The sequence below is a fragment of the Desulfovibrio ferrophilus genome, from assembly GCF_003966735.1.
Taxonomy (GTDB): Bacteria; Desulfobacterota; Desulfovibrionia; order Desulfovibrionales; family Desulfovibrionaceae; genus Desulfovibrio_Q; species Desulfovibrio_Q ferrophilus.
In genome coordinates, this window is the sequence record NZ_AP017378.1 from 3088937 (window position 1) to 3114103 (window position 25167).

A 25167-nucleotide genomic window follows, 5' to 3' on the forward strand; every position below is an offset into this window, starting at 1 on the left:
CTAAAGAACGTGTCGATTCGTAGGTAGTTTTTTGGGATTCTAACTAATTGTTAAATGCTCACCGTTCGGTTAAACGAAAAGAGATTTCTGATGGCTTGAAGCATTCCTATTTATTATCATTACCTACTTCAAAGTGTGCAAAGATTCAACCAGAGGCGCCTGCATTCAGTGCCCATTTGAAAGGACTTCCATACGATTATGTCAGTATCGAATCCATTGAAGCGTGTAGCTGAAAAAAAGCATTCTATCTCGGATTTTGGGAGGATGTGTCTCACCTTTGGGATGTTATTTTATGTGCTCTTTTTCCCTCTGGGTATTTCTTTTCGTGAGATTGGAAACATTACCGGCCTTGTAGGGTTGGCGGTGGTTCTCCTCTGTGATTATAGACAAAGCAACGTTCGTTTGTATCCATTTAAATGGTCTTATTTTGTCTTTATTGCGCTGATAATATTCAAAATATTCCATAGCGAATATTCAGGGGCGGGGTATTATGCCCTGCGGACCAATTGGTATAAGGGATTCCTTATTTTCTTTCTTGCAATGGAGTTTGTTAACTCAGAAAAGAACGTAAGGTATTTGATCTTCGCTTTTGCCATTATGGGATTTTATGAGGGTGTGGTTGGAGTGGTGCAAGGAATTGATCTAATCAATCTAGGTCCCGAGGGGCCTCTTTTTAAACATCGCTTGGTTGGAACTTTTTCTTCAGCCCGTGTGGGCAATCTGCTTGCTATAGTCCTGCCGATTACTTTTGTCCTGCCCGTTGCGCTTCCCCGTAAATGGCCCACTTGGGTCCGTTGGGCAACTGCGGTGACAGTGTGGCTGCCGATGTTGTTTCTCCTTTTTGGTGCTGGAACAAGAACTGGGTATATTGGGGTTGTCGTTTCGTGTCTGGCTTTTTTGGTGATTCGAGGTGGGGCGTCATTGTTCTTTGTTCTGGGTGGTGCACTGGTGCTGCTCGGTTTGATTTTTGCGGCACCGGAGCGTTGGGCTTGGGAAGTTATATCTCATGATAATAGAGTTGTTGACGTTTGGCCTATTGCCCTGAGCGTTTTTCGGGAATTTCCTTTATTAGGTTCAGGGATTGATACTTATGATGTGGTACATCGCTCTATGGGGTTGTTCCCAAAAGTAATGAAGCAGTTGCCGCACCATCCTCATAATATATATTTGCAATTTTTATGTGAAACTGGTGTTGTCGGATTTGTTATATTTATACAGTATTTATTTTTTCCTGTGTGGTGGTTATATTTAAATATTAAGAATAGAGTGAAGTGCATCCGCTCTTCTAGTAATTGGATTTATGCAGCTGCATTTTTAAGTTCGTATGTGGGGTACTTGGCTAGTGGATTCACTGGGCATAATTATTTCAGATCATGGTGGCTAGGAATATCGATGTTGGTTCTTGGGGCTGCGATAGGTATATGTTTGCATTCATTACGGACTGTGGATAATAAATCCTGACTATTCAAGGTGTCTTTCTATGCTAAAATTATCAACAATTTTTATTTTAGTTGTTCATTTAACATGCATTGGGGTTTGTTCTGCCACGGATGTCACAGAAGATAGTATTTGGTGGGATAAGCAGGACGGATTGATGCTTAAGGTTGAAGGAATGTCCAATCAAGGTAAGATTGTCGGTCAATTGATTGATATCGATGACAAGTCACCGAGCAAAGGCACAATGATACCTGTTGTTGGATGGTTTTATGATCCATATATTGCCTTTTCAACAAAGATAGATGTCGATTTTCGAGGTGAATTCGGAGTTGCTGCGTGGGTCGGGGCAATAGATGGAGGAGTGATGATCGTGCGCTGGACTCGAATTTACAAAGATGGAATGTTGAATAAAGTAGAGAAGAAAAATGGAAAGTTTCAGTTGACTCAGCCTAAAATGTATGAGTTGTTGTTGCGCGACAGGCGTATAAAATTAAAAAAAATATTTAATTGATGTTATTTGGTTACTTTTTGTTAAAAAACTGAGCTAATGAGCATTGCAACCTGGCCGTTGCGCATATCAAGCAAGATATTTCACTGATTACACAGCAGGCTTTGGTCGTTTCATTCACTTCCGCCACACCACGCGGTTCACGTAATCCGTATAGCTCAACAGGATTCTGAGCACTTTTTCGGATACATTGTGCATTTGATAGTCTTTAACTGCGCGTAGGGTTCGTGTGTCGCCGCGCCCTTGTGTTTCGAGTATCGCAAGTCCCTGCCTGATACGCTCCCAGTCCAAGCCAACCATCATCACGGCTCCCTCTTCCATCCCTTCGGGTCGCTCGTGCGCTTCGCGAATATTGAGTGCCTGGAAGTTTAGAATAGAGGACTCTTCGGTTATGGTTCCACTATCAGACAGCACGGCCCGGGCATGGGTCTGCAGCTTGACGTAGTCAAAGAAACCGAGGGGTTTGAGCAGCTCGATTTTTGAATCCAGCTGGAGCCCCTGGTCTTCCAGCCGTTTGCGGGTACGCGGATGGGTTGAGACGATCACGCGCTGTCCGAAGGTCCTGGCAAGCTGATTCAGGGTCGCACCCAATGCACTTAAATTCTTCGGGTTGTCGACGTTCTCTTCGCGATGGCAGCTGACAACAAAATACGACTGGGCCTGCAATTTCAGCTGATCAAGAACAGCAGAGCCTTCGATTTTGTCGCGATAGGCGGTAAGCACCTCGAACATGGGGCTGCCTGTTTTGATTACGCGGTCCGGGGAGAGCCCTTCGCGCAACAGGTACTCTCGAGCGATATCACTGTATGGCATGTTGATATCTGCCGTGTGGTCGACGATGCGGCGATTGGTTTCTTCGGGCACCCGGGCATCGAAGCAGCGGTTCCCTGCCTCCATATGGAAGATGGGGATATGTCTGCGCTTGGCGCTGATGGCCGCCAGGCAGCTATTGGTATCGCCAAGAACCAGCAGTGCATCCGGAGTCTCCTGCTCAAGCAGAGGGTCAATTCCGGCGATGATGTTGCCGATGGTTGCCGCTGTGCTCGCGCCCACGGCTTCGAGGAAGTGGTTCGGCTTGCGCAGTCCGAGATCGTCGAAGAAGATCTGATTCAGTTCATAATCGTAGTTTTGGCCGGTGTGCACCAGAACGTGATCCACATGTTCGTCCAGAAGCAGCATCACCCGTGACAGGCGAATGATTTCCGGACGGGTACCAACCACCGTCATGACCTTGAATTTTTTCATATCTCGACCATCTCAGCATAGGTGTCCGGGTCCTTCGGATCAAATATCTCGTTGGACCAGAACAGTGTGTGAAGTTTGCCCGTTCCAGCATTGGTGATGTCGTGCGTGTAAAAGGTAGGCATATCAACATATGCCGGCTGCCCGCCTCTGACGCGGAAAGTGATCACTTCGTTGGTAAAGAGCTTGCGGAGTTTGATTTCGGCCTCACCTCCGATCACTAGAAATCGTTCCACTTTGCGCAGGTGGAAGTGGTTGCCGCGGGTGATGCCGGGGTGGGTTGAAGACATGAATGTCTGTCCTCCCTGGTCGGCTTTGACTGCTTCGAACAGGTCGCCACGCTCATCACTGTGCAGTTGCAGGGCCACAGGGTAGTGACTCGGGAACAGGTAGCTCCGGAGTGTATTGAAAAGCCTGAGGTCGAGCGTATCGCTTAGGTCCGGGAATACATTTTCGCCATAACGGGCAAGCAAGGCGTTGAGGCGGTCGAGCAGTTCGCTGACTTTCAGTGGTCGCCCGCTCATGCGGTTGCTTTGCACCTCGCCGCCTGTGCAGGCAGGGGATTCGATCCAGTCGACGAAGAGCCGGGCCACATCCTGGGCATGGACCAGCTCCAGATCCCCGTCCACGTCAATGCGAGGTGCCTCGCCATTGGCAAGTTGATGACAGAAGGTGGAGACCACCGAGTTGTAGAACGGTTTGCCGAATTCGCCGAAGATATGTGGCAGAATGACATTGTTGACCGGAACTCCTGTGGTACGCCCCCAGTTTTCGAATTTTTCTCCTGCCAGACGCTTGCCCCGGCCATAGCCTGTATCGCGAGTCACGTGGGTCGAATTAGCGTATACAATGGCGGCTTTGCTGTGGGTGCGCCGAAGGGAATCGATAAGAGCCTCGGCCAGCCACCCATTGACGCGCTCAACCTCTGCCTCGTCGCCACGGTTCATGCCCGCGCAGTGGATAATGGCACCAAGGCCGTCCACGAAGCGATTCAGTAATGCATCGTCGCTAAAGGTTTCTCGGGTGGCCAGTCTGATGTCGTATTGGCCCTGTCTGGCATGCAGAAAGGCCCGAATATGATACCCGAGCAGCCCGTCTGCTCCTGTTATTCCGATGATCATAGGCGGCCTACCTGCTCCAGTTCCGTGCGGACTTCAGGCAAGCTGAGCAGCAGGTTTTCGACTTCTGCGATATCCAGACGCTCAGTATTGTGGGAGGTGTAGTCTTCGATGGAAGCCCCGCGAGTGTCTCCCTCGGTAAAATACTTGCTGTAGTTGAGGTCGCGATTATCCATTGGAACACGGTAGTAATCGCCCATGTCGTCGGCTTTGAGCAGTTCTTCGCGGGTCGCAAGGGTTTCGTAGATTTTTTCGCCGTGGCGCATACCGATGATCTTGACCGGTACATCTGAGGCGAACAGATTCTTCAGCGCCTGTGCAAGCACCTCCACGGTGCAAGCTGGTGCCTTGCGCACAAACAGATCGCCCTGGGCAGCATTCTGGAGTGCAAACCCCACGAGTTCAATAGCCTGGGATAGCGGCAGCAGAAAGCGGGTCATGTCCGAGACAGTGACTGTAAGTGGCTTTCCAGCCTTGATTTGCTTGATGAAGAGGGGGATCACGGAACCGCGGGAGCACATCACATTGCCATAGCGAACACTGGAGAGGATTGTCTGGTCCGAATTCATGGCTCGGGCGGCAGCCGTGGTGACCTTTTCCATCAGCGCCTTGGTCATGCCCATGGCATTGATCGGATAGACAGCCTTGTCCGTGGAAAGGCAGACAACCCGCGATACCTTGTTTCGAATGGCCTCTTCAATGACGTTGGAGCTGCCCATTACATTGGTTTGCACCGCCTGGGTCGGGAAGAACTCGCAAGAGGGCACCTGCTTCAGCGCTGCTGCGTGGAAGACGTAGTTCACTCCACTCATGGCGCGTTCAAGGCTGTCACGATCCCTGACGTCTCCGATATAAAATTTCAGTTTCGGGTCAGCGTATCGGATGCGCATCAGTTCCTGTTTCAGTTCATCACGCGAGAAGATGCGGACTTCCTGCACCTCTGAGTCGCGGAGCAAATCCAGTAGCTCATTGCCGAAAGAGCCTGTTCCTCCGGTGATTAATACCGTCGCTCCAGCAAAACTTTTTTTCATGTTCAACCCTTGCTTCTGCATTCTTCTATGACCTCGGTAATCCAGCTTTCAAGCCGGTTGAACAGATTGTTTCGCCCAAATTCCTGTCTGGCATAAGCACGTCCCTTGTGACCCATCGCATGGCGTTGTTCAGGTGACAGCCCAGCGAGTTTTGCTATGTTTTGGGCCAGAGTATTTGAATCACCTGCATTGCAGGTCGTTCCTCCACCAGATTCAGTGATCACTCTTGCCCCTTCTCCATCCAGCATTGCCAGCAGTGGTTTTCCAGCAGAAAGGTAGGACTGGACCTTGCCCGGAATGGTGAGGGAAAAAATCGGAGCTGATCGCAATGTAACGAGTAATGCATCGGCTGTCGAAAAAATTTCAGGCATTGCCGACGATGGGAGCTGCCCCAGAAAGCTGAAATGCTTGCTGAGGTTGCGTCGCTTGACTTCAGACTTTACCCATGGAGCCATTCGTCCGTCACCGGCAATTATCCATTGAACGTGTGGCGACTCTTTCGCCACAATTTCGGCAGCATCAAGAATTGCCGGAAAATCCTGGGCCGCGCCGATGTTCCCTGCAAAGACGATTCTGAATTCACTTGCTCGGTCTGGCTTGTTCTTGTTGCCAGGTTTTTTGGAATGGCAGGCCGCTTCATATTCGGCTTCCATCCAGTTCGGGAAGTACATGATTTTGTCCAGCGGCACGCCGAGTGCTGCAACATTTGTCTCGAACGCCCTTGATTGCACAAGAACTCGGGAGCAGCGTGAGTATATCCACCGAACTCCGCGCTTGACCAGTCCGAGGATCAAAGGAGAACGAATCGCCCCGGTTGCTGAAAGTGACTCCGGCCAAAGGTCCAGAACCCAAAAAAGAATGGGCGCCTTGTAACGCCACTTAGCCAGAGCCGCAGGAAAACCGACGGTGACCGGTGAAGTTTGAAATACGAAGATTGCGTCAAAATGCTCATGCCTCCCCATGCGGAAGAAGACTCCCCATGAGGCTGTGACCACGAACGAGAGATAATTCAGGATTAAGTGGAGGTTTCCTCCCTTGCCGCGTGGGATAAGGGGCACCCTGAGGATTCTTGCGCCGGACAGATGCTCCTCTTTGGGACCATTCCAGCCATAACCGGGGAAGAATTGACCTGAGGGGTAGTTGGGTTGGCCAGTCAGGACAGTGACGTTGTGTCCTCGTTCGCCAAGGCCTTGGACCAGGTCGTTGATTCGAAAATTTTCGGGCCAAAAGTATTGGCTGACGATGAGAATATTCATGGAAAAGGAATTCCTCTTCAGAGGGATATTGGTCACCTTTGCGAAAGCATATCGCATAAGATCCAAGCTGTTACCGAACAGAATCGCTCATGAATGCATTGCTCTTGGACTATTTGTCCCCTTAGAGCAGGTGTGATGTCAGCCGTTTGTCTTTGAGGCTATTCTGTTGGAATACGCAAAACCCCTTGATGATAGATTGACTTAACGCGTCTTGTCTCATCAGAAGCTGCGCTGAGGCCTTTGGTACTATCGCTGCTATGTCCATTTGACCTTTGGCATGATGGCATCTTCGCGGATGCGCCCCTTGTGTCTTGCCACGAATTCCAGCATGCGCGCGACTTTGTCCGAGGTCAGCAGGTGCGGTTCCAGCCCCAAATCCTTTAGTCCGGTGTAAGTCGGGTTGTAGTAGTGCTCTTCGGCCTCGCGGCGGGGATTTTCGATGTTTTTCACCGTGACGTCGATGCCTGCCTGCTTTCCGCCTTCCAATATCAGTTCGGCAAGTTCATTGACAGTGAAGGTTTCCGTGATCTGGTTGTAGACCTTGTATTCACCGGCCTGAGCGGGATTCAGAATGGCCAGTTCCACGCAGGCCAGGGTGTCGCGCAGGTCCAGATAGCCTCGGGTCTGGCCTCCCTTGCCGTACACTGTCAGGGGGATGCCTGCCACCGCCTGAACCAGGAAGCGGTTGACCACCGTGCCGAAGACATCATCGTAATTGAAGATGGTGGCCAACTGTTCGTCATCGCTTTGGTCGGTGAAAATGCCGTAGACAGGCCCCTGGTTGAGGTCCGTTACCCGGATATCCCAGATGCGGCAGTAAAAATAGAGCATGTCGCCGTCCTGAGCCTTGGTCAGGTGGTACAGCGAGCCGGGAGTCTTGGGGTACAGGAAGCGATGACTGCGCCCCTTGTAGTCCACATCCAGATAGCCTTCCTCGATGTCGATGTCCGGAGTGCCGTAGACGCCCATGGTGCCCAGCTTGACGATGTGGCAGGCCGGGTTGAATTCCTTGACCGCCTGAACGAGGTTCATGGTGCTCATCAGGTTGTTGGACAGGGTGAAGGCGGCCTTGTCGCGGTCCATCATGGAGTATGGAGCCGAAGGCTGTTCGGCATAGTGGACGACTGCGTCGGGTGTCCAGTCCAGACCAAAGGCCTTGCCCGTGAAGCAGTCCTGCATGAACTCCCATACGCAGAGGTCACCCTCGGCACAGTGGACGGTATGGTTGCTGGCAGCCTGCCAGAGACGAGTGCGTTCGCCAAGGTCTGGCACCGGAAGGAGCGGAGGCGATTGCAGTTCGTCACAGGCCTTGCGGCGGAAATAGTTGTCCACAACAGCCACGCTGTGGCCCTGAGCGCTCAGGTGCATGGCCGTAGGCCAGCCAAGATAGCCATCACCACCGAGAATCAGAATATTCATATCGTGTTCCTAGGGCCAGTATCGTTCGTCGGGATGGTCCGCGTGGTCAAAGGGCAGTTCCAGCAGATTGTTGTCCAGCAGGAAGCGTTCGATTTCATTCTGGGACATGAGGGCCTCCTCTGCAGAGATGTAGGGCCGGTCCACGGAGTTCGAAACAACCCCTTCGTACTCATAAGAGATATCTTCGTACAGGCTGCGGAAAGCCGGGACAACAGCGAAATAGTCAGTAAGCTCCTGGGATCGCCTGGTTTCTTCGTGGCTCATGAGCTCTTCATAGAGTTTTTCCCCGGGCTTCATTCCGATGATCTCAATGGGGATATCTTGGGCCTTGTACCCGAACTGCGGAGCCAGTAGTCGGATCATGACTTCGGCCAGGTCGCGGATGCGGATGACGGGCATCTTGGTGATGAAGACTTCTCCCCCCTGAGCCATGCTGGCGGAATCGATCACCATGCGTACGGCTTGCGGGATGCTCATGATGAAGCGGGTCATCTTGTCATCTGTCAGGGTCACGGGGCCACCTTTCTTGATCTGCTCAGTGAAGATGGGGACCACGGAGCCCCGTGAGCCAAGGACGTTACCGAAACGGGTGGAAGCAAAGACAGGGCCGTTGCCACGACGGTTGCTGTTTGCGGCTGTCATCAGACGTTCACCCATGAGCTTGGAAGTACCCATGACGCTGGTGGGGTTCACGGCTTTGTCGGAACTGGTGAAGATAACCTTCTCCACGCCATTGTCTGTGGCGGCCTGGATCACATTGCTCATGCCAAGGATGTTTGTTTGTACGGCCTCCATGGGAGAGCGTTCGCACAGGATGACATGCTTGAACGCGGCCACATGAAAGACGATATCCACACCTCGCATGGCGCGGGAGAGTTTCTCATGATCACGAACGTCGCCAAGGAAGAAGCGGGCGATGCCTGCCGGGGCAAAGCGCTGTTCGAGGAAAAACAGTTCACTTTCGTTGTTGTCGATGCCGATCAGTTCGCCAACGGGGAAGGTTTCCACAAGCTGGCGTACGAGTTCATTGCCAATGGTGCCACAGCAGCCGGTGACGAGGACTCTGCTTTTCGTCAAGTCTGTCATATGTCTATCCTGTTGAATGATGCCTGATATCGTTTCGGGTATTTACTTTCGATTCAAAAACCAGCGGAATGTTTTTTCCAATCCGTTTCTAAACTCGATGGCTGGAGACCATTGAAGTATTTTGCGAGCTTTGGAAATGTCGGAGAAGTTGCGCTGAACTTCGCCTTGTCGCACGGGTGCGTGCTCTAGATTGACGTCAAGGGAGGCAAGGTCGTGGGCTAGAGTCTTGAGGGCTTGGGCTAGTTCGAGGACCGTGTGCTCCCTGTGAGTGGCGATCTGGAAGGCCTCACCTCCCACCTCGGGAGTGGTCAAGGCTGCCCAGATTGCACCTGCTAGGTCCTCCACGGCGATGAAGTCCCGAGTTTGAGTCCCATCGCCGTAGATGGTGAGGGTTTCACCAGCCAGGATTTGACGGATGAATAGCGCGGCGACGCTTCCTTTCTTGGTGGAATAGGGGCCGTAGACATTGCCGAACCTGAGGCAGGTTGTCTCTATGCCGTATGAGCCGTGATAGGCAGAGCAATAGGCTTCGCCGCAGAGCTTGCTGGCTCCATAAGGCGAGATGGGGCGAGCGACCATTTCTTCATGGATGGGCGGTTCCTGTTCGCCTAGAGGGGCGCCAGAAGAGGCTAACACAAACCGCTTAACTCCGTTGATGCGACAGCCCTCAAGATAATTGAACGTACCCATGACATTCATTTCGCAGTCCCGGCGCGGGTTTTCGATGGACGGGATGACCCCTGTGTTTGCGGCTAGGTGGACGACTCCGTTGGCACCGGCACATGCAACTTGGGCGAGATCATGGTCAAGAATGTTACCGGTGATGAGGTCAACGCCAGGGGTCCATTGTTGAGGAACCGATTTTCCACAAGGCCTGAATTCGCAGACCTGCGACAAGTCTTCGGGGCTGCCTACGCTCAGGTCGTCTACAATACGGATGCAGACGTCAGCGTTGTTTTCGAGAAGATAGTGGATGAGATTGACGCCGATGAAGCCACAGCCACCTGTGATGAGGATATTAATCAATCCGAAATTCCCTTTTGATATAAATTTGTATCGATAAGACGAAGCAATGTTATTTAATATGTTGTTTTCGCAACATCAATAGCTCAAGATGAGCTATTGATAAAATTGACCATAAAGTATAGCTCATCATTATATTTGAAAATAATCCAATAAAAAAAACAGAGGCTAGGTTTGCTATCCATATGGATGCAGTGTTGCGCTGTTCTTGGCTTTGAGATTGAATATAGAACGTTGTGAACCTGTATATTGGTAATACCCATAGAAGAATTAGTAGTGATGCTAGAGCTAATCCATGTGATCCAGCAACCGATAGATACGTGTTGTGTATTGTAAAGTTGTTGAGATAGTATTCTTTTTCGAATTCTATTCCTCGACCGAATAGTGGGTTGCTTTTTATTGCATCAATGGCAATTCGATTTTGATCTATTCTATGTTTTAATGATCTTTGGCTTTTAGATATTTGATCTATGCTGTTTGAAATAGTGTTGTTATATTTTGCTGGTACTATAGACGCTATCATGATTATGAGTGGAATAGCTATGGCTAGCATGCGAAAATTAGCTGTTTTTAAGCGTGATGTGAGAATGAAGTATAATAATATAAAGATATAAATGATAAGCGCTGCGTATGAAGATCTAAATCCTGACATGCCAATTGCTATTGTTAGGAGTACTATTGATAAAGTAAAAAGTTTTTTGTAACAGTATTCTTTTTTGAATAAGTACTGTGTGGCAATTGCGATTGATCCAATGCAAAGAATACCATATCCGCCTCTTTTTCCAATGAGTCCGGTTGATGCTTGAAAGAGCTGGTTTGTAAGCAATAATGGCCGTTTCATCATCACTTGGGTAGGTTCGAATGTTTCAAGCCCCATAAAGAGATGAAGTAATGCTGTTACTGCAGCTGCGATTCCACCAGCAAAAAAAAGAATCTTAGGTAGATGGGTGTGTGTGGAATTATTTTCTTGAGAGTGGATATGTGAGACGACAATGAAAAATATTGCTCCGATACCGATTGTTCCAGAAGTGTATGCAATGCTACCTATTCGGGATGAAATCCCGTGAGGTTCATTGAGGTATGAATGTATGATTGATTGTGTGAAGAGTCCCGTGGATAAAAGAAATGCAAATATGAATCCTGCGTTCCAGCATAAGGATATAATCTCTTGTCTTGAAAGTGATGAGAGTACAAGAATAGAAAATATTACGATGCAAATAGAAGGTGGTGACCAGTGAATTCCAAGTCGTAAAATAATGAATTCTTGAAATACAATGCAAAGAAAAGAGAGGAGTCCAAATAAAATTGTTTTATTTGTTCTTATTGAATTGAAGGTGCTCATTTTTATATGCCATTAACTGCAGTGTGTGGACCTGTATATTTGATTGTATGTTTCAGCTTGTTTGCGTGCGACAATATTCACGTCCAAATGAGAAAGTATCGCTTGTCTGGCTGCATTTCCTCTTCGTGTGCGTAGATTTTTGTCTGATGCGAGATTGAGGACCAGCTCAGCTAGCTTGTCTGGGTCCCTGGGGGGGGCAATGGCTTCTTTTTTTTCTGAGTCAAGGAAGCGTGCGACGTCTCCTACGTCAGTCGAAACAACTGGCTTGGCCATACTCATCGCTTCCCAGACCGATAGAGGCGAGGCCTCAGAGTCCGAGGCGCAGACATAGATATCGGCAGCTTCAAGTACTGCTCTTACATCTTTTTGGAAGCCTATAAAAGTTATATTGGTCATTTCGTTCTGAGCAATCAGCTTGTCGAGTCTCTTTTTGTATTGTTTTTGAGATTCGTGAGTCTTGCCAATAATAAAAAAATGCATGTCGCCACGTTTTTGGGATGCTTTATGGGCCATCCGGATGAATGTTTCCAGCCCTTTGGCAGGATTGATCGAACCGCAGGTTACGACTTTTAAGCCTTGCCAATCTGAGATGCTTTTGCAGGGAGTTGATAGGCCTGGGGCAAAGTGTTTCGTGTCAACTGGCGCCTGAACCTCGTAGGTGGGGAGATTGCTTGGTGCCATACTGCTTAAATAATACTGCTTCACGCGGCTCGCAGCAACGATCAATGCGCTTGGAAGAACTCTAGCTAGGGCGCGGAAAGCAATCCGGAAGGGGAGTGGAAGGCCGGTGTCATTCAGATGCCAGACGGAGGGGGTGCCAGCAAGTCGTGCTGCAATAAGTCCTTTGATTTGCCAGATGCCGCCACTGCAATGGATAATGTCGAAGCGCTGACGCCGGAAGAATTTGGTCAGCTTTAGCACTTCAGTGGGAAAGAAGAAGATATAGCGCGCCAGAAGTCGCTTGTCTCTAGTCAAGCGATGAAGTGGAAATAGCCTGAAGTTGATTTTGCGTTCCTCAAGTAGCTGTATAAAATCTGCGCTGTCCATCTCAGGCAGCACTACCGTTGTTTCAACTCCGTGCGTAACGAGTCTGTGGGCAATCTCAGCGATGCGGACTTGCGGCCCGCCGAGACGCCCTTCTTCGATAATATTGCAGACTCGTAAATTGAATTTATTGGACTGATGCATATTGTATTGTTCCTTGAGAGCTGGTGCGTCCCCCACGACAGAGTTTGAATATGCACTCATGAGTTTAGCATGCTGCTTATAACTGTAGTCAAGGATAACTACAAGCTACAGGTTCGTAGTGCCACGCTTTGTTTGTCCTGGGCTTTTGGATTGTTGGTGGGTAGTCTACGGTTGGGTGAGCATCCATTTTTTTATTCTGGCGTATTGACTGGTGAGAAAAGACTGAGTTCTTGGGTATCGAAGCAGGTAGCCTTTGACTCCTGGGAGAGGCGACTTTATCGGTCCTTGATAGGTGGATCCTGCCATCAAGATGTTTTCAATGGCTTGGCAGAACTTTTGAGTGCAGGAGAAGTCGCTGCCCCCAGCGATTGCTTTTTCAATAAACTCTAGGTCTTTATAAGGTTGTCTTTCTTGCTCAGAAAAAGATTGGAGGATTTTATCCTGATTCAGGGGGGTTAATCCATTGTATTGCTGAAATACACCGAATTGGCCCATGTAGGGTTCACTTAGGACTACCACGGGAATACCGAGTTGGAGTGGTTTGAGTAATAGCGTTGATGGAGCACCGATGACGTATTTTGCCCTAGCAATCAGATTGTTTGTCTCAGTTTCGTCCATGGTGACTCGAACAGTCTCTGTCTCAAGGTGTTTGAAAGCGTATTCTTGTGAAGCTTTTGATTTTTCCTTGATGACGATCGATATGTTTTTATTCCGAGCGAGAGTATAAATGCCTGATTGTTCGATGACTTCGTCGGTCATGGCTTTGAAGCGCCCCTCTTTGCCCGAGAGTTTTGTCCACGAAGGAACTAAGAGGATATGCTTTTTGTTTTGCAGCAGCTTATGGTCAATGGTGCCGAGTTGGTCATTGGAGGGGAGTCCTACGGCAAAGAGGCGTTTCTCAAGATTTGGATTGTGTTTGAGGAGGCAAGAGTGGTCGTAGTTGCCGATACACAACGCGTAGTCATAGCAGATGCCTAAATTTAAGGCCTGTCGCTGTAGTCCTGCAGTGTCGTTCTCAACGCAGCCCTCCTGACAACCAACGACTGGTATGCCTCGTCTCTTGAGAATGCTGTAGAGCAGGGGGGTTCCCCACCGTAGTTTACCCACGTTTTCATCGAAAATTGCAAGATCGATAGGCAGGTGTTTGGTGGCCTGCTTAAAATCAATGCTATATGTGTCAGCCGTGTTGGAATGAGCCTGTGAGGCCTCTCCGAGATTGGTGGCGCCAGCCTTGAGCAATGCCCTGATCATGTCGGGCCTGGTGTCGACGCCTGCCCCGCCGAAAGGAAAATGGGATGCCATTTTGCGATACTGGAAAAAATACATCTGATGATTTGTGCAGAGTTCGAGGACTGCAGGTAGAATATTTGCTGCAGCCCTGGGATAGCTCATGCAGAAAAGGATATTCATGCTACTTCCTGTGTAGAGGCTATAAAGCTTAGTTAGATGCTGAAGGTTCTAAAATTGGGCGTATATGAAAGGAGAAAAATGCGTCGGGAAATATACAATTGTTAGCCAAATCATGGAGCAAAGGGCGAATGGAGTATACCATGCTTTTTCTGGTAATAGAAACAGGCTTTTTGATGTGTTAACAAGTACATGGAAAGCAACAGTCCCAATGATGATAAAAATGACAAATGGATGAACCCATTGAACCCCATCTTGCAGTGTGAACATGCCCCGCATTATTCCTAGTGCTTCACTTAAAGAACTAGATCTGAATAAAATCCAACCGATGTGAACGCTAAACAATGTCGTCAAAATCTTAACTGTATTTTTTAATCGTGTCTGAAATTTAGTACTTGGAAGAGGTTTGAAATTAATATTGCGATGCACAGAGAGAAGTATCCCGTGGTATCCTCCCCATATGACAAAGAGCCATGTTGGTCCATGCCACAGGCCGCAGAGTAACATCGCTGTAAGCAGGTTGACGTGGGTGCGTAGTGGTCCTTTGCGGTTTCCTCCAAGAGGAATATAGAGGTAGTCTCTGATCCAAGTAGAGAGCGAGATGTGCCAGCGACGCCAAAACTCAGAAATATTTGTCGCAAGATACGGGAAATTGAAGTTTGTATTGATTCGGATTCCGAGCATGCGGGCTAAGCCGATGGCCATGTCTGAATACCCTGAAAAATCAAAGTAGATCTGAAGAGTATAGGCCGCTGACGCTATCCAAAGGGTTAGTCCATCAAAGGCGGTTGCGTTGGGCCATATGAAATTGATGTAGGCTCCAAGATGATCAGCTAGGAATACTTTTTTAAACATGCCGATGGCGAAAAGTCTGAATCCCGCAGAAAGATCGTTGATGTTAGGGGCTGGTAGATTGTTGAACTGCGGAAGAAAAGTTGTTGCGCGTGTTATTGGTCCTGCTGCAATTTTAGGGAAGAATGTAAAATAAGTTGCATAGTCTATATAGCTAGTGCAAGGCGAAATCTTTTTTTGAGAGACATCAATAATATAGCTAATGGATTGGAATGTGGTAAACGATATTCCGAGTGGAATAATTATATTAAGAGTTCTGCTATCTATTTGAAGATCAGTGAAGAGTGCTAGTGCTGATCCAATGAAAAAATTATAGTATTTAAAAAAGCCAAGAATGAGAAGTGGGACTGCTACTCCAGCTATAGTTAGCCGTTTTGTGCATGGCCCATTGCTGTTGTTAATAGCTTTTGCAATTATGAAGTCAGAAAAGGCTTGAAGTAATATCAGTCCAAGAAGTCGAACATCCCAGTAGGCATAGAACAGTGCATTTGAAAAGAGAATTACCCGAAGCCTTAGTGGGGTGCTCTTGACCCAGGTGCATAATCCTAAAACGCAGAAGAAGAAAATGATGAATTCAATCTGTGTGAACTGCATGGTGTATGGATTGGTTCAAATGGATGTTTTTCGTGATCGCTTGGGCAATTAACAAATGTCCGAGAGCATTCAAGTGCCCACTGTCTGGGCGAGAGTTTGCGAATCCCCTTGGGAAGCCCTTTCCCGATTGATACCCTGATATGAAGAGATTGTTCATTGTGATTGTTGAGAAGCCGCAATTCGTGGCGAGATTCAAGAATGCTGTTGCCAGTGTGTCATCGTCATCTTGCATGGTAACGAGGCCGCAGCGGATTCGTGGTACTTTGGGACAGTATATAATTGTGATTGGCCGGTTGCTGGTCGCCTTGAGCTTAGACAGGATAAAGGCCCAAGGCTCAAGAGCTTCTTCAATTGAGGGAAGCCCCACAGATGGGAGGGGTTCTCCAAAGCCAAATATACGAGTACTTGATGGGCTTTCGGGTTGTTTAGGAGGTTGGTCTTGAACTGCCAGTAGCTGTTTAAATTTGTCTGTATATCTTAACGAAGATGTCTTGATTGTGGATACGGCGTAATATGCTTTTTTTATGGTTTTCCATAGAAATTCAAGGCGATAGTTTGCGATGAATCTCTTGAGTTGTTTGCGTAATCCAAAAGGTGAATTTGGGTCTCGATTGGGGTCTTGCGAGGCATCAATATGCAAATAAGGCTTGGAGAGGAATTTCGCATGCCGGGCTGTTGGCTGATCTGGCAATGTATCTCTGATGTCGGTAAGGACGATATAGTGTGCCGTGATGCCTGGGATGGCTTGCTCGACGACTGGAATGTCGAGGCAAAAGTCGGCCATGCTGAGTCCGGAGGATGCAAGGTTGAGCCCTGATACCCTGTGAGATGTTTGCTTAAGGGATAGTTGGGTGACGCGGTTGGCAACTTTTTTCTTGTCGTTGATTTGTAGCCCTTCAATGTGTGAGTCGCCCCATATGGCGACGTGGGGTGCAGGGAGTGATGAGAGTTGTAGGCCGCCGGGCATCCCGAAATCACCAAAAGAGCTAGTCGCCCAGCCCTCGAAACGTTGTGTGAAAACTGACCCAGGCATCCGAATGTGTTTCCCGAGGATTTGACTGAATTGGTATAGAGCAAGAGAGTTGTGAAAGACGAGGGAGATGCCCCATATGAATAGAAGTGAACATAAAAAACTTAAAACCCATTTCGACAGCATTCTGAGAGATGATTTAGGCTTTATTGATTTTTGTGAATAGGGCTGAGAATTCATCTTTAAAAATGCCTAAAGGGTTTGTCCGAATATGGAAAACTGAGCGCAAGTGGTCAGTCTATGTTGAACATGTTCTAGATTGCGGAGGTATAGAACGTTGCCGCCAATTTTCATTCCATCGGTGGACAGGGATACGGTTCGCGATGTGTTGTCGTACTGATAAGGTAAGAATCCATAGGATCTAATGAGTTCATCAATCGCAGCATTTGACGAGCCATATTTTAGGGCATGTTCCTTTAGCTCAATAATGATAGCGCATAATTCTTGAGAAGCCAGTGTGTTGCTTGCTCCTGTCAGAGCGTTATACTCAAAGCCCTCGATGTCCATTTTTATAGCTGCAGGAGCTGAGCCCTGAAGAATGGAATCGAGAGTGTCAACCGGTACGGCTGTGGATGGAGTGCTGCTATTTGTGTTGTTTATGACTCGGTTGCTTGCGCCATTATCGACCGAAAAGTTGAGAGTTTCTTTCTTGTTGCCAACACCCATATTGTACGCAGTGACTTTGTCTTGAATGGTGTTGATTGCAACGTTGTCCAGCAGTTTTGCAAAAGTGCGGGGTACAGGCTCAAAGCTGATTGTTTGAGCTCCTGCTGCTGCACTTGCCAAGACTGTATAAGCTCCCGCATTGGCCCCTACGTCCAAAAAAATATCTTCTTCACGCAGGAAGCGAAGCAGAAAGCTCATGTCCGCATAATCGTGGAGCCCGGAATAGATGCAGCCAGTAAGTCCTGTGTCCCCGGGAGCTACCAGCAGTCGAGCCTCGTTGATCCATGGGATAGCGACCTTGCCCGGGGCAATTCGACTGCCTAGCTGCCATCGCAGGTATCTGACTAAGGCGTCGACGGCATGCCCCTGGTTGAAGGGATTCTGGAGGATGCTGCGAATTGTTCGGTGAATTTTCATATTGGTAGGTGTTATTCTAGGGTGAATGCCATTGAGGGCAAGGAAATCAGACAAGTGGTTGATAGATCGGAATAATATCGAAGTATACGCATCAGGTGTGGCCAAGTCTAGTGTCAAACATGCTTAGCGAGGGGCGGCTATTGTTTTAATGATTTGGGATGCAGTGGAACCGATTTTGGGGCTCAGATGAAAGGAGGCGCCACCGAGTTGTTCAAGGGCGACTTCTCGATCATGTTCACTTAGCGTGAGTTTCATTTCCGAGGAGTTGAGGCGATGGGTTTGCTCAATTAGCCCTGTGCCCCGCAAAAATCTGACCAATTGATTTCCCCCTGGCATTTGCTCAAGCAATACTCTGGTGGTGCGCATGACTGTACTTAGGGCTTTGCTTTTTGAGGGGGGCCTGTCCTTGGCATACTGGTGATTCATGATTGCCGATGGCGGGGTATGCTCTGTGCTGACGCCTAGGAATGTGAAGATATGGTGTAATTCATCTGTTGGTGAAGTCTGAAAGGTTTGAAAATTAGCTATATATATGGATTTTTTGGGGAATAGGCTCTCGCAGCGCTTTAGGTGGTTGTCGTATCTGCTGTCGCGCAGCAGCATGGCGTCTGATTCCATGGCTTGGATAAAGCTAGGGGTTCCACTGTAGCTTCCAGAACGTATTTTTAGTGCGTAATGATTAAACATGCGATCAATTGGATCACGATAGACAAGTATAATTTGTACGTTCGGTAGGTTTTTTGAAATTCGTTCAAGAGTACCCGGTGTGCCTACATAGTCAGGAGTGACTTCGCCGATAGCCTTGTGTTTTGGGCCCGCTTTTGAAAAATGCGAAGCATACCATGCAATGCCCTTGTCAAACTGTCTGTCAAAGAAATGAAGTTGTTTTTCTTCGGGAAGAAAGATTTCCGGGTGCGTGCGCAGCACGGCGTGCAGCCAAGTGGTCGCGCACCGCGGGGGGCCGATGATAAGAAAATTGGGGAGGGTCATGATCTGGAGCCTTTGGTTTTGACTGCTACTGTTGAGTTTTTAACGTGGGGTATCCACGACAGGTCAGGGCATGATTAATGGCCTGAATGTGGCCCTGGATCATTGTGCTCACAGTTAATCTAGTCTCAGCATACCGCGCGCAATTGTCGCTCATGAAGTGTCGTTTAGCTAGGCATTTCAGAACATTTTCAGCGAGTGTCTCAGCCTGGAGAGTATCAGAAAAGCGGCCAGTTAGACCATGGGTGATGTAGTCAACCTCAGGGGCATGGATTGTTCCCGGAGAGTCTGGGGCCCAAGGGCGGCTGGTGACAATAGGGAGGCCAAGGCAGAAGGCATGGTTAACCGCGAGGCCAATATGACCTGGATTGAGCAGTATGTCGCTGGCAAACAGATAAGAGGCCGATTGAGCCCAGTCGTCAATATATCCGGTGAAGTGGATATCTTCAAGCCCTGCTTGGCGGGCGCGTTGCTCAATTTCGAGCCTAAGGGGGCCGTCTCCGATTATAATGGCCCCGCATTTTATTCCCTTTTTGTGAAGAGCATCAAGCGTATCTTGAATTAAGTCGGGGCGCTTATTTTGGACCAATCGTCCGATGTATGAAACGTACGGAAGGTCTGGCTTGAGGCCTAAACGTTTGCGCACGGTGCTGCGTCCTTCAGTCTCCAAAGTGCGTCGCAAATTGATTAGGACATCGCTATCCAAAGTGTTTCGTCCAACGAACAGTTTGCTTGGGGCAACGATGTCGCATAGTTCGGCTCGGGATTGGTCTGTATAGCAGACAAAGGCGTCGCAGGCGCGCAGCATGGCCCTGTGAATGTAGTCATATGGATGTTGGCTATTTGCTAGCGTCCTTGATCTTGAGCGGCCATGGCCCCTGAGAACAAGAGGAATATTTTGTATCTTACAGTGCAGAACGAGTGGGTACAGAGCGGTGAATCGAGGATTTTGAGAGGCGATGATTGCAGCTGGGCGTCCGTACTTTTTGAAAGGGGCTGTAAACGGCTGGTGCATGAGTTTTTGTCCCAAGAACCATCGGTTGTGAACGGCAAGAGTCTCGAAAGGCAACGCATGGTGGTCAGAGTGGAAGCTGTCCTTTCTGGCATGACCATGGATGATAACCAGTTGTCCCTCCAGAGCTTCATTCAATCGTTTCCAGATGGGAATCCGGTAATGAGGGATGAAGGGTTGATAGAGAAAGAATTTTTTGTCGTGTTCAGCCATTGATATCCTCGCGTCCCGTGTCATCCAGAATATCATTTACAAGGCGGCCATGCTGTTTCCAGGCTGGTGTTGTGAGGATATTGTGAACATACTCGATACCGTTTTGGGACAGTGTCTTATAGAGATCGGGCTTCTCGATGAGCATTTTCAATGCGCAGCAGAAAGTTTCTTCGGAATCGGGGGGGACCAGCAGAGCGGTTTTATGGTCTTGGAGTTGAAGGGGGATACCTCCTACGCTAGTGGAGACCACTGGTAGGCCATGCCGCATGGCTTCATATATAACTCGTGGAAACCCTTCATTGTGAGAGGATATAACGAGTGCGTCCGATTCAGAATAGATGTTGTTCAGTTTATTTTTATCTGAGATATATCCATGAAATTTGTAGTGGCAATTTTTGTCTGTATTCAGGATGTTTCTGAGAGTTTGTTCTTCCGGGCCAGCGCCAACGAGGTGGAGTTCAGCTTCAATGTTGGCCCCAGTGACAAGTGAACGAAAGGCTCTAGCCAGAAGAGATAAATTTTTAATGGGGATAAAGCTACCTACATAGAGAAATCTGAAACGCCGGGGAGGATTCTCCTTAGGTGTTTCTGGGTATGGAGTGGCATGGTTGGAGGTCTCAATATCAACCATTGGGGCCGTGCGGATTACTTGGGGATGTTTGGCGCTGGTCTGCTTGTAGACTTTTTCTCCAGCACAAATGACGGCCTTTGCCCGACGGATACAATAGTTGGCTCCCCAAGCATAATAGAGCAGCCTGAGGGTCCTGCCAAGGCTCTTCCCCGGTAATGCATGCCCAGCGTTTTCTCTCCAGTCTGAAGCGAGATATAGGACGAGATGTTTTGGTCTGGCCAAAAGGACCATCAGCGGGACATAGCTGTTGGGAATGTGTGCAAGGACGCAGGTCTCTTCTTGGCGAACCAGTACCCGCAGTTGTTTTATTTCTGATAGAAAGTGACTCATTTTCGAGAGCAGGTTGGGACGAGAGGGCGACAGGAGCGGGAATAGGCCAACTTCTTGCGTAAGCTCCGTTTGCCAGCGCGGGGATTGCTCCGAGACTTGCATGATTTTGGAGCAAAAGAGGACAGAGTCAAAAAGTGTTGCGAGCCCTTTGAGGTAGGCATTGACGTTGCGATGCAAAAAGGATTTGTCGTCTTGCTGAACGACGGCTCCCTTAAATATAAGGAGCTTGCGGAGAGAGCTTCCTTTTTGGGTCATGTTTGAGTTCCTGGAGAAGCTTGGATTATTGTTTCTGACGCTGCATCAGAATTTCAGCCACTGCGAAATCGAGTTCCGTGTCCACATTGATAGATTCGTCATCGGGGATGACCAAGGCATAGGATTCCTGAGAGCCGTAACGGGCCTTGGTTTCCATCAGATAGTCACGTCTGATGGTGTAGATCGATCCGCAACGGATGTAGGCTGGAGGGGTGAGATCCTGTCGGCGGGCTTCCAGCGGTTCGGGAATGCAGAAGTCTTCCAGGCGGCCCTCGTCGTCTAGCTTCTTGATACGGGCCGGATGCTGGTCGTAGACCCTGGTGACGGCGATGACCGAGTCTGCTTTCTTGGCGTCGAGCATCTCTATGGCTTGGTCGATCTGTGCCGTGGTCTTGAGGGGGTTGGTGGCCATCATCTCAACCACATAATCGAATTTTTCCCCGGTCTCCTGCTCGACGTAAGCAACGGCATGGACCAAGGCGTCACCCGAAGTCGCCGTATCTGTGGCGAGATTGACTGGGCGGAGGAAGGGGATCCTTGCACCGAAGGATGCGGAAACATCAGCGATTTCCTGGTCATCCGTGGAGACGATGTAGTCATCCAGATAGGCCGAGCGTTTGGCCGCCTCAATGGTGTAGGCGATGACGGGTTTTCCCGCCAGGGGGCGGATATTCTTTTTGGGTACGGATTTGGAGCCGCCTCTGGCGAGGGTGACGCCAAGGACTTTTTTCCCATTAATCATTGCGAATCCTCTCTGGAGATGATGCCAACCTTGGAGCCGACCAGTTCGCCGTTGCGGATGAATTGTGGGCTGGTCGCCAGCCCTAGGCCGTATAAGGCAACGTACACCGGTGTCTTGCTTGCGCGGGGGCTGTAGTCTGGGCCAATTTGTTGGTAGATGTCACCGTTTTTTGCCCATAGATTGTTAAATTCTGGACGGGCGAAGAAGACAGAGTCGTACATGCCTTTGTAGTAAAGGCGGGTCAGTTCCCGAATTCGTGAAATATCGAATTCCGGGGATTTGGGGTTCAGGTAGACGACGCAGTTGGGGAAGAAGTCCTTTGTTCCCGATCGGTCGAGCATTTTTCCCAAAATATCAACAAATGTCAGATGGTTCTCGCTGGCCTTTCTGGGGAAAATAGTAAGATCTGGGTTCTCCAGCGATTTTGGGTGTTCAGAACTAATGCAGATGCGGGCTTTAGGGAAGCTTCGCGCCAGTTCGGTGGTTGCGGTCACATAAGGTTCGTGGTGCTTTTGGGAGTGGCCCAGTAGACAAAAGAGGACAGGCTCATGCTCGGGGGCCAGGAATGGCGGATAGTCGTTGCCGTTTATCATGGTTTTATCAACCAGGATATCCGAAATGGCCTCTGCCCGGTTCATGTCGGAATGATGGTTGATCCCGTGATGGTGATAAACAGCGGCTTCAGGCGAATAGGCGATGTATGCACCGTGTTCGATCACTTGTGCTGCCCAGAGTCTATCCTCTATATGCGGTGTTTCGCCATCAAAGGGGATGGTCTGCCATAATGAACGGCGAATGATACTGTTGGCATTGTGGAAGAAGGTGTCCAACTTCTGGAGACGGGGCTCAATGCCGAAAGTATTCAGGAGGTCTCGTTTATCAAAGGGATGAGAGGAGGGCAGGGGCAGTTGTCGACCGTAAGCGGCCCCGACGCGTTCGTCGTCCATCGTTTCAACAAGATGTTCCAGCCAGCTCTCTGTGGCCGGGATGCAATGGGCAGATAGGATGACAGCGAGTTGACCTTTTCCGGCCTCGATCCCCTTATTGATGGCATCGCCAGGGCGAAAGGTTTTCAACTGCAGAATCGGATCGTCGGGGCGGTAGTGGCTGAAGATGGCAATGGTGTTGTCCGTGCTGCCACTGTCCACTAGGATTGTCTCAAAGTCCCGATAGGTCTGGGTGTTTACCTGGGCCAGAGCCTGGCCCAGCCAGAATTCTTCATTACGGGCTCGAATGATAATGGAAACCTTGGGGAGAGTGGGTGTCATGGGTTAAGCCTCTTGGCTCCATCGGCCTCGGTATACTTCGCGCACCTCTTGTTCCTCGGGCAGGAAATTAAGCCCCAGATCCGCATTCATTGCCTGGAATCTTGCCGCGGCTTCTGCGATTTCCTTGAAGGCATCGGGTAGCAGGGCAAAGAGGTTGTCGCGTCCCGGCAGGTTGTTATCGATGGTGAAATGCTTTTCGATGCAATCAACACCCATGCCCACCGCGAAAAGGGCGCTCAGGTTGTCCGGGGTATGATCAGAGAAGCCGACCTTGTCGTGCTTTGTCCGTAGGGTCGCAATGCGGGGCAGGTTCACCTTTTCGTCCGGGCAGGGATAGAGCGAAACGCAATGTAGGATGACAATTTCGGCCGATCCCTTGCGAAGAATGGAAAGCGCCGTATCGATTTCTTGCTCTGTGCTGGCGCCGGTGGAAAAGAATACTTTCTTGAAGCGTTTAGCTACGCCTTCAAGCAGTCGGATATTGGAAATTTCTGGAGATGGAATCTTTATGGCCGCATCGGAGATTGCCGCCATTGGTTCGATGTCTTCCGGGTTGAACAGACTGGTTAGAAAGCCGACATTATTGGCTTCGCAAACAGCTTTGGTCTTTTGGAAGTCCTCCACGGAAAGCTGGGCTTTTTTGTAGATGTCGCGTCGACCGTCGTCATCCCACGGGCCAGCTTTGAGCTGTGGCTCGCTCCATGTTTGGAATTTCGCGTAGGTGGCTCCAGCCTCGGCTGCGGCCCTAGTCATCTTTTCGATGAGGTCGAAGTCGCCCATATGATTCCAGCCAATTTCGGCTATGAGATCCATTTTGAACTCCATGCTGGTTATGGTTTTCGGCAACGTCTGCATTTTAATCCGCAACTCGGGCCTATATGTGGACCAAAATAGTCTCTCTGGTCAAGGTTGGCGGAAAAGGCGAATGCCTAACCCATAAGCGAGTCATACTCTTGTTTCTTCAGGTTTACACGCTGGGGTAATTACCTTAGATTTTACAGGGAGTGAGCCCGTGGGCAGCTTGGCGCTGCGCGGTTTTTGTGTGTGTGGGAGCGGTGAGGTTCCGCCGGAGCGGGTTGCAGACTCTTTGAGGTCGGATGGTGCGGTCGCATCGAGAATTAGTGCTTTTTGGGGACAAGAAGATACTTGTATGGAATATGTTAACTACTCAGCACAACTGAAGAAGAATAGTCTGAGAAGCGTAGCCCGCCATTTAGTGCTGGATGGTTTAGCTGCTTTTTGGCGATTTACTGGTCGGATTGATCGAGGGTTGTCCCGCCCCAGGGTCCATTTCCTTTATCTGCATCATGTCTTTCCTGATGAAATCAAGGGTTTCCGTCGTTTGATTGAAATGCTCATCGAAAATGGGCAGACGATCATAAGCTATTCAGAAGCAGTGGGCCGGGTCCACCGTGGAGCTATTGATAGATCCTATATCTGTTTTTCCTTTGATGACGGTATTGCCAACAACCTTGCCGCAGCCGAAGTGCTTGCAGAATACAATATCTCTGCGTGTTTTTTCCTGAATTCGGGCATAGTCGGGGAAATGTCTGCGGACAAGGTGCTTGAGCATTGTCGGGTTCGTTTTTTTGGTTCGCCCTTGCTTCGGTTTCTTGACTGGGATGATGTCTCTCGGATGCAGTCCTTGGGGCATGAGATTGGGGGGCACACCTCAACACATGTGAACATGAGGGATACCCCTGAACCTGAGTTGCGAAGGGAAATTGAGCAAGATCGAGAGGTTTTAATCAGGCGATGTGGGGAGATTCATCATTTTTCATGGCCCTATGGCCGGTTTATCCATTTTTCCCTGCAGGCCAAAAGAATGGTTTTTGCCATCGGGTACAAGAGTGTCGCTTCGGCTGTCCGTGGATGCCATGTTGCGGAAAACCGACAGCCTTGCTTGCGTCGGGAAAATATTGTCGCCACATGGCCCTTGGCGCACGCTAAATTTTTCATGGCGAGAAGTTCTCTTGCTTCAAGTTCAAGTGATAACGGGTGGGGCGGTTTAGAACGGAGACCGGTATAGTCCTGTGTGGTTTGCGGCTACGTGTTGCTGGCCATATCTAGCCCCTCTGGCAGTTTCATTCGAATGTTATGCATGACTTGTCAT

Annotated in this window: 22 protein-coding genes; 3 read left to right on the forward strand and 19 right to left on the reverse strand. The window is 49.2% G+C overall.

Annotated elements, in window-relative coordinates; all coding sequences use genetic code 11:
• Nucleotides 1–198: 198 nt before the first annotated feature.
• Both EL361_RS14100 and EL361_RS14105 read left to right on the forward strand, forming a co-directional pair.
• Nucleotides 199–1461: an O-antigen ligase family protein gene (locus tag EL361_RS14100; RefSeq protein ID WP_126380595.1), complete on the forward strand. Its 1263-nt coding sequence runs from the start codon at nucleotides 199–201 to the stop codon at nucleotides 1459–1461.
• A 19-nt stretch (nucleotides 1462–1480) separates the two neighbouring features.
• Nucleotides 1481–1948, forward strand: a complete 468-nt coding sequence (locus EL361_RS14105) for a hypothetical protein (protein WP_126380596.1) — start codon at nucleotides 1481–1483, stop codon at nucleotides 1946–1948.
• Between the two features lie 114 nt (nucleotides 1949–2062).
• Here EL361_RS14105 and wecB read toward each other — a convergent pair whose 3' ends face one another.
• The 19 genes from wecB to EL361_RS14200 all read right to left on the reverse strand — a co-directional run bounded on the left by wecB (nucleotide 2063) and on the right by EL361_RS14200 (nucleotide 23867).
• Nucleotides 2063–3190 (reverse strand): non-hydrolyzing UDP-N-acetylglucosamine 2-epimerase, encoded by a 1128-nt coding sequence (gene wecB, locus EL361_RS14110; RefSeq protein WP_126380597.1) that lies wholly within the window; start codon nucleotides 3188–3190, stop codon nucleotides 2063–2065.
• Entirely contained in the window at nucleotides 3187–4308 is a 1122-nt protein-coding gene (locus EL361_RS14115) for a polysaccharide biosynthesis C-terminal domain-containing protein (protein ID WP_126380598.1), read from the reverse strand. The genes wecB and EL361_RS14115 overlap by 4 nt, the downstream gene beginning before the upstream one ends.
• Nucleotides 4305–5336 carry a polysaccharide biosynthesis protein gene (locus tag EL361_RS14120; RefSeq protein ID WP_126380599.1) on the reverse strand — a complete coding sequence of 344 codons (1032 nt, stop codon included), beginning with the start codon at nucleotides 5334–5336 and terminating at the stop codon, nucleotides 4305–4307. Before EL361_RS14120 ends, EL361_RS14115 begins: the two co-directional genes overlap by 4 nt.
• 2 nt (nucleotides 5337–5338) lie before the next feature.
• Complete coding sequence (locus tag EL361_RS14125) at nucleotides 5339–6592, reverse strand: glycosyltransferase family 4 protein (RefSeq protein WP_126380600.1); 1254 nt, start codon at nucleotides 6590–6592, stop codon at nucleotides 5339–5341.
• A gap of 255 nt (nucleotides 6593–6847) precedes the next feature.
• The gene (locus tag EL361_RS14130) at nucleotides 6848–8011 is read right to left on the reverse strand and encodes an NAD-dependent epimerase/dehydratase family protein (RefSeq protein WP_126380601.1); all 1164 of its coding nucleotides are present in this window, start codon (nucleotides 8009–8011) and stop codon (nucleotides 6848–6850) included.
• Between the two features lie 9 nt (nucleotides 8012–8020).
• Nucleotides 8021–9097 carry a polysaccharide biosynthesis protein gene (locus tag EL361_RS14135; protein ID WP_126380602.1) on the reverse strand — a complete coding sequence of 359 codons (1077 nt, stop codon included), beginning with the start codon at nucleotides 9095–9097 and terminating at the stop codon, nucleotides 8021–8023.
• A gap of 42 nt (nucleotides 9098–9139) precedes the next feature.
• Nucleotides 9140–10123, reverse strand: a complete 984-nt coding sequence (locus EL361_RS14140) for an NAD-dependent epimerase/dehydratase family protein (protein WP_232034794.1) — start codon at nucleotides 10121–10123, stop codon at nucleotides 9140–9142.
• A gap of 49 nt (nucleotides 10124–10172) precedes the next feature.
• The gene (locus EL361_RS14145; protein ID WP_126380603.1) at nucleotides 10173–11462 is read right to left on the reverse strand and encodes an O-antigen ligase family protein; all 1290 of its coding nucleotides are present in this window, start codon (nucleotides 11460–11462) and stop codon (nucleotides 10173–10175) included.
• Between the two features lie 12 nt (nucleotides 11463–11474).
• Complete coding sequence (locus EL361_RS14150) at nucleotides 11475–12650, reverse strand: glycosyltransferase family 4 protein (protein ID WP_172961768.1); 1176 nt, start codon at nucleotides 12648–12650, stop codon at nucleotides 11475–11477.
• Between the two features lie 165 nt (nucleotides 12651–12815).
• A complete protein-coding gene (locus tag EL361_RS14155; protein ID WP_126380605.1) occupies nucleotides 12816–14060 on the reverse strand; it encodes a hypothetical protein in 1245 nt (414 codons plus the stop codon).
• Nucleotides 14061–14108: 48 nt separating this feature from the next.
• Nucleotides 14109–15503, reverse strand: a complete 1395-nt coding sequence (locus tag EL361_RS14160) for an MBOAT family O-acyltransferase (protein ID WP_126380606.1) — start codon at nucleotides 15501–15503, stop codon at nucleotides 14109–14111.
• Nucleotides 15484–16536, reverse strand: coding sequence for a hypothetical protein (locus EL361_RS14165; RefSeq protein WP_126380607.1), 1053 nt, complete (start codon nucleotides 16534–16536; stop codon nucleotides 15484–15486). The genes EL361_RS14160 and EL361_RS14165 overlap by 20 nt, the downstream gene beginning before the upstream one ends.
• A 189-nt stretch (nucleotides 16537–16725) precedes the next feature.
• Nucleotides 16726–17397 carry an FkbM family methyltransferase gene (locus EL361_RS14170; protein WP_172961769.1) on the reverse strand — a complete coding sequence of 224 codons (672 nt, stop codon included), beginning with the start codon at nucleotides 17395–17397 and terminating at the stop codon, nucleotides 16726–16728.
• A 342-nt stretch (nucleotides 17398–17739) separates the two neighbouring features.
• Entirely contained in the window at nucleotides 17740–18606 is an 867-nt protein-coding gene (locus EL361_RS14175; protein ID WP_126380609.1) for a sulfotransferase family protein, read from the reverse strand.
• 25 nt (nucleotides 18607–18631) lie between these two features.
• Nucleotides 18632–19828, reverse strand: a complete 1197-nt coding sequence (locus EL361_RS14180) for a glycosyltransferase family 4 protein (RefSeq protein WP_172961770.1) — start codon at nucleotides 19826–19828, stop codon at nucleotides 18632–18634.
• Nucleotides 19821–21044 (reverse strand): glycosyltransferase family 4 protein, encoded by a 1224-nt coding sequence (locus EL361_RS14185; RefSeq protein ID WP_126380611.1) that lies wholly within the window; start codon nucleotides 21042–21044, stop codon nucleotides 19821–19823. The genes EL361_RS14180 and EL361_RS14185 overlap by 8 nt, the downstream gene beginning before the upstream one ends.
• Before the next feature lie 25 nt (nucleotides 21045–21069).
• A complete protein-coding gene (locus EL361_RS14190) occupies nucleotides 21070–21786 on the reverse strand; it encodes an acylneuraminate cytidylyltransferase family protein (RefSeq protein ID WP_126380612.1) in 717 nt (238 codons plus the stop codon).
• A complete protein-coding gene (locus tag EL361_RS14195; protein ID WP_126380613.1) occupies nucleotides 21783–23054 on the reverse strand; it encodes a glycosyltransferase family 2 protein in 1272 nt (423 codons plus the stop codon). Before EL361_RS14195 ends, EL361_RS14190 begins: the two co-directional genes overlap by 4 nt.
• 3 nt (nucleotides 23055–23057) lie before the next feature.
• Nucleotides 23058–23867, reverse strand: coding sequence for an N-acetylneuraminate synthase family protein (locus EL361_RS14200; protein ID WP_172961771.1), 810 nt, complete (start codon nucleotides 23865–23867; stop codon nucleotides 23058–23060).
• 337 nt (nucleotides 23868–24204) lie between these two features.
• On the opposite strand from EL361_RS14200, the gene EL361_RS14205 reads away from it, so the two are divergent.
• Complete coding sequence (locus EL361_RS14205) at nucleotides 24205–25083, forward strand: polysaccharide deacetylase family protein (RefSeq protein WP_126380615.1); 879 nt, start codon at nucleotides 24205–24207, stop codon at nucleotides 25081–25083.
• The last annotated feature ends 84 nt before the right edge of the window (nucleotides 25084–25167 follow it).

Bases quoted from the DNA above. Each gene is read 5' to 3' on its own strand.
- EL361_RS14100 (WP_126380595.1), top strand. From the start codon at position 199: ATGTCAGTATCGAATCCATTGAAGCGTGTAGCTGAAAAAAAGCATTCT.
- EL361_RS14105 (WP_126380596.1), top strand. From the start codon at position 1,481: ATGCTAAAATTATCAACAATTTTTATTTTAGTTGTTCATTTAACATGC.
- wecB (WP_126380597.1), bottom strand. From the start codon at position 3,190: ATGAAAAAATTCAAGGTCATGACGGTGGTTGGTACCCGTCCGGAAATC.
- EL361_RS14115 (WP_126380598.1), bottom strand. From the start codon at position 4,308: ATGATCATCGGAATAACAGGAGCAGACGGGCTGCTCGGGTATCATATT.
- EL361_RS14120 (WP_126380599.1), bottom strand. From the start codon at position 5,336: ATGAAAAAAAGTTTTGCTGGAGCGACGGTATTAATCACCGGAGGAACA.
- EL361_RS14125 (WP_126380600.1), bottom strand. From the start codon at position 6,592: ATGAATATTCTCATCGTCAGCCAATACTTTTGGCCCGAAAATTTTCGA.
- EL361_RS14130 (WP_126380601.1), bottom strand. From the start codon at position 8,011: ATGAATATTCTGATTCTCGGTGGTGATGGCTATCTTGGCTGGCCTACG.
- EL361_RS14135 (WP_126380602.1), bottom strand. From the start codon at position 9,097: ATGACAGACTTGACGAAAAGCAGAGTCCTCGTCACCGGCTGCTGTGGC.
- EL361_RS14145 (WP_126380603.1), bottom strand. From the start codon at position 11,462: ATGAGCACCTTCAATTCAATAAGAACAAATAAAACAATTTTATTTGGA.
- EL361_RS14150 (WP_172961768.1), bottom strand. From the start codon at position 12,650: ATGCATCAGTCCAATAAATTCAATTTACGAGTCTGCAATATTATCGAA.
- EL361_RS14155 (WP_126380605.1), bottom strand. From the start codon at position 14,060: ATGAATATCCTTTTCTGCATGAGCTATCCCAGGGCTGCAGCAAATATT.
- EL361_RS14160 (WP_126380606.1), bottom strand. From the start codon at position 15,503: ATGCAGTTCACACAGATTGAATTCATCATTTTCTTCTTCTGCGTTTTA.
- EL361_RS14165 (WP_126380607.1), bottom strand. From the start codon at position 16,536: ATGCCTGGGTCAGTTTTCACACAACGTTTCGAGGGCTGGGCGACTAGC.
- EL361_RS14170 (WP_172961769.1), bottom strand. From the start codon at position 17,397: ATGAGCTTTCTGCTTCGCTTCCTGCGTGAAGAAGATATTTTTTTGGAC.
- EL361_RS14175 (WP_126380609.1), bottom strand. From the start codon at position 18,606: ATGACCCTCCCCAATTTTCTTATCATCGGCCCCCCGCGGTGCGCGACC.
- EL361_RS14180 (WP_172961770.1), bottom strand. From the start codon at position 19,828: ATGGCTGAACACGACAAAAAATTCTTTCTCTATCAACCCTTCATCCCT.
- EL361_RS14185 (WP_126380611.1), bottom strand. From the start codon at position 21,044: ATGACCCAAAAAGGAAGCTCTCTCCGCAAGCTCCTTATATTTAAGGGA.
- EL361_RS14190 (WP_126380612.1), bottom strand. From the start codon at position 21,786: ATGATTAATGGGAAAAAAGTCCTTGGCGTCACCCTCGCCAGAGGCGGC.
- EL361_RS14195 (WP_126380613.1), bottom strand. From the start codon at position 23,054: ATGACACCCACTCTCCCCAAGGTTTCCATTATCATTCGAGCCCGTAAT.
- EL361_RS14200 (WP_172961771.1), bottom strand. From the start codon at position 23,867: ATGGATCTCATAGCCGAAATTGGCTGGAATCATATGGGCGACTTCGAC.
- EL361_RS14205 (WP_126380615.1), top strand. From the start codon at position 24,205: ATGGAATATGTTAACTACTCAGCACAACTGAAGAAGAATAGTCTGAGA.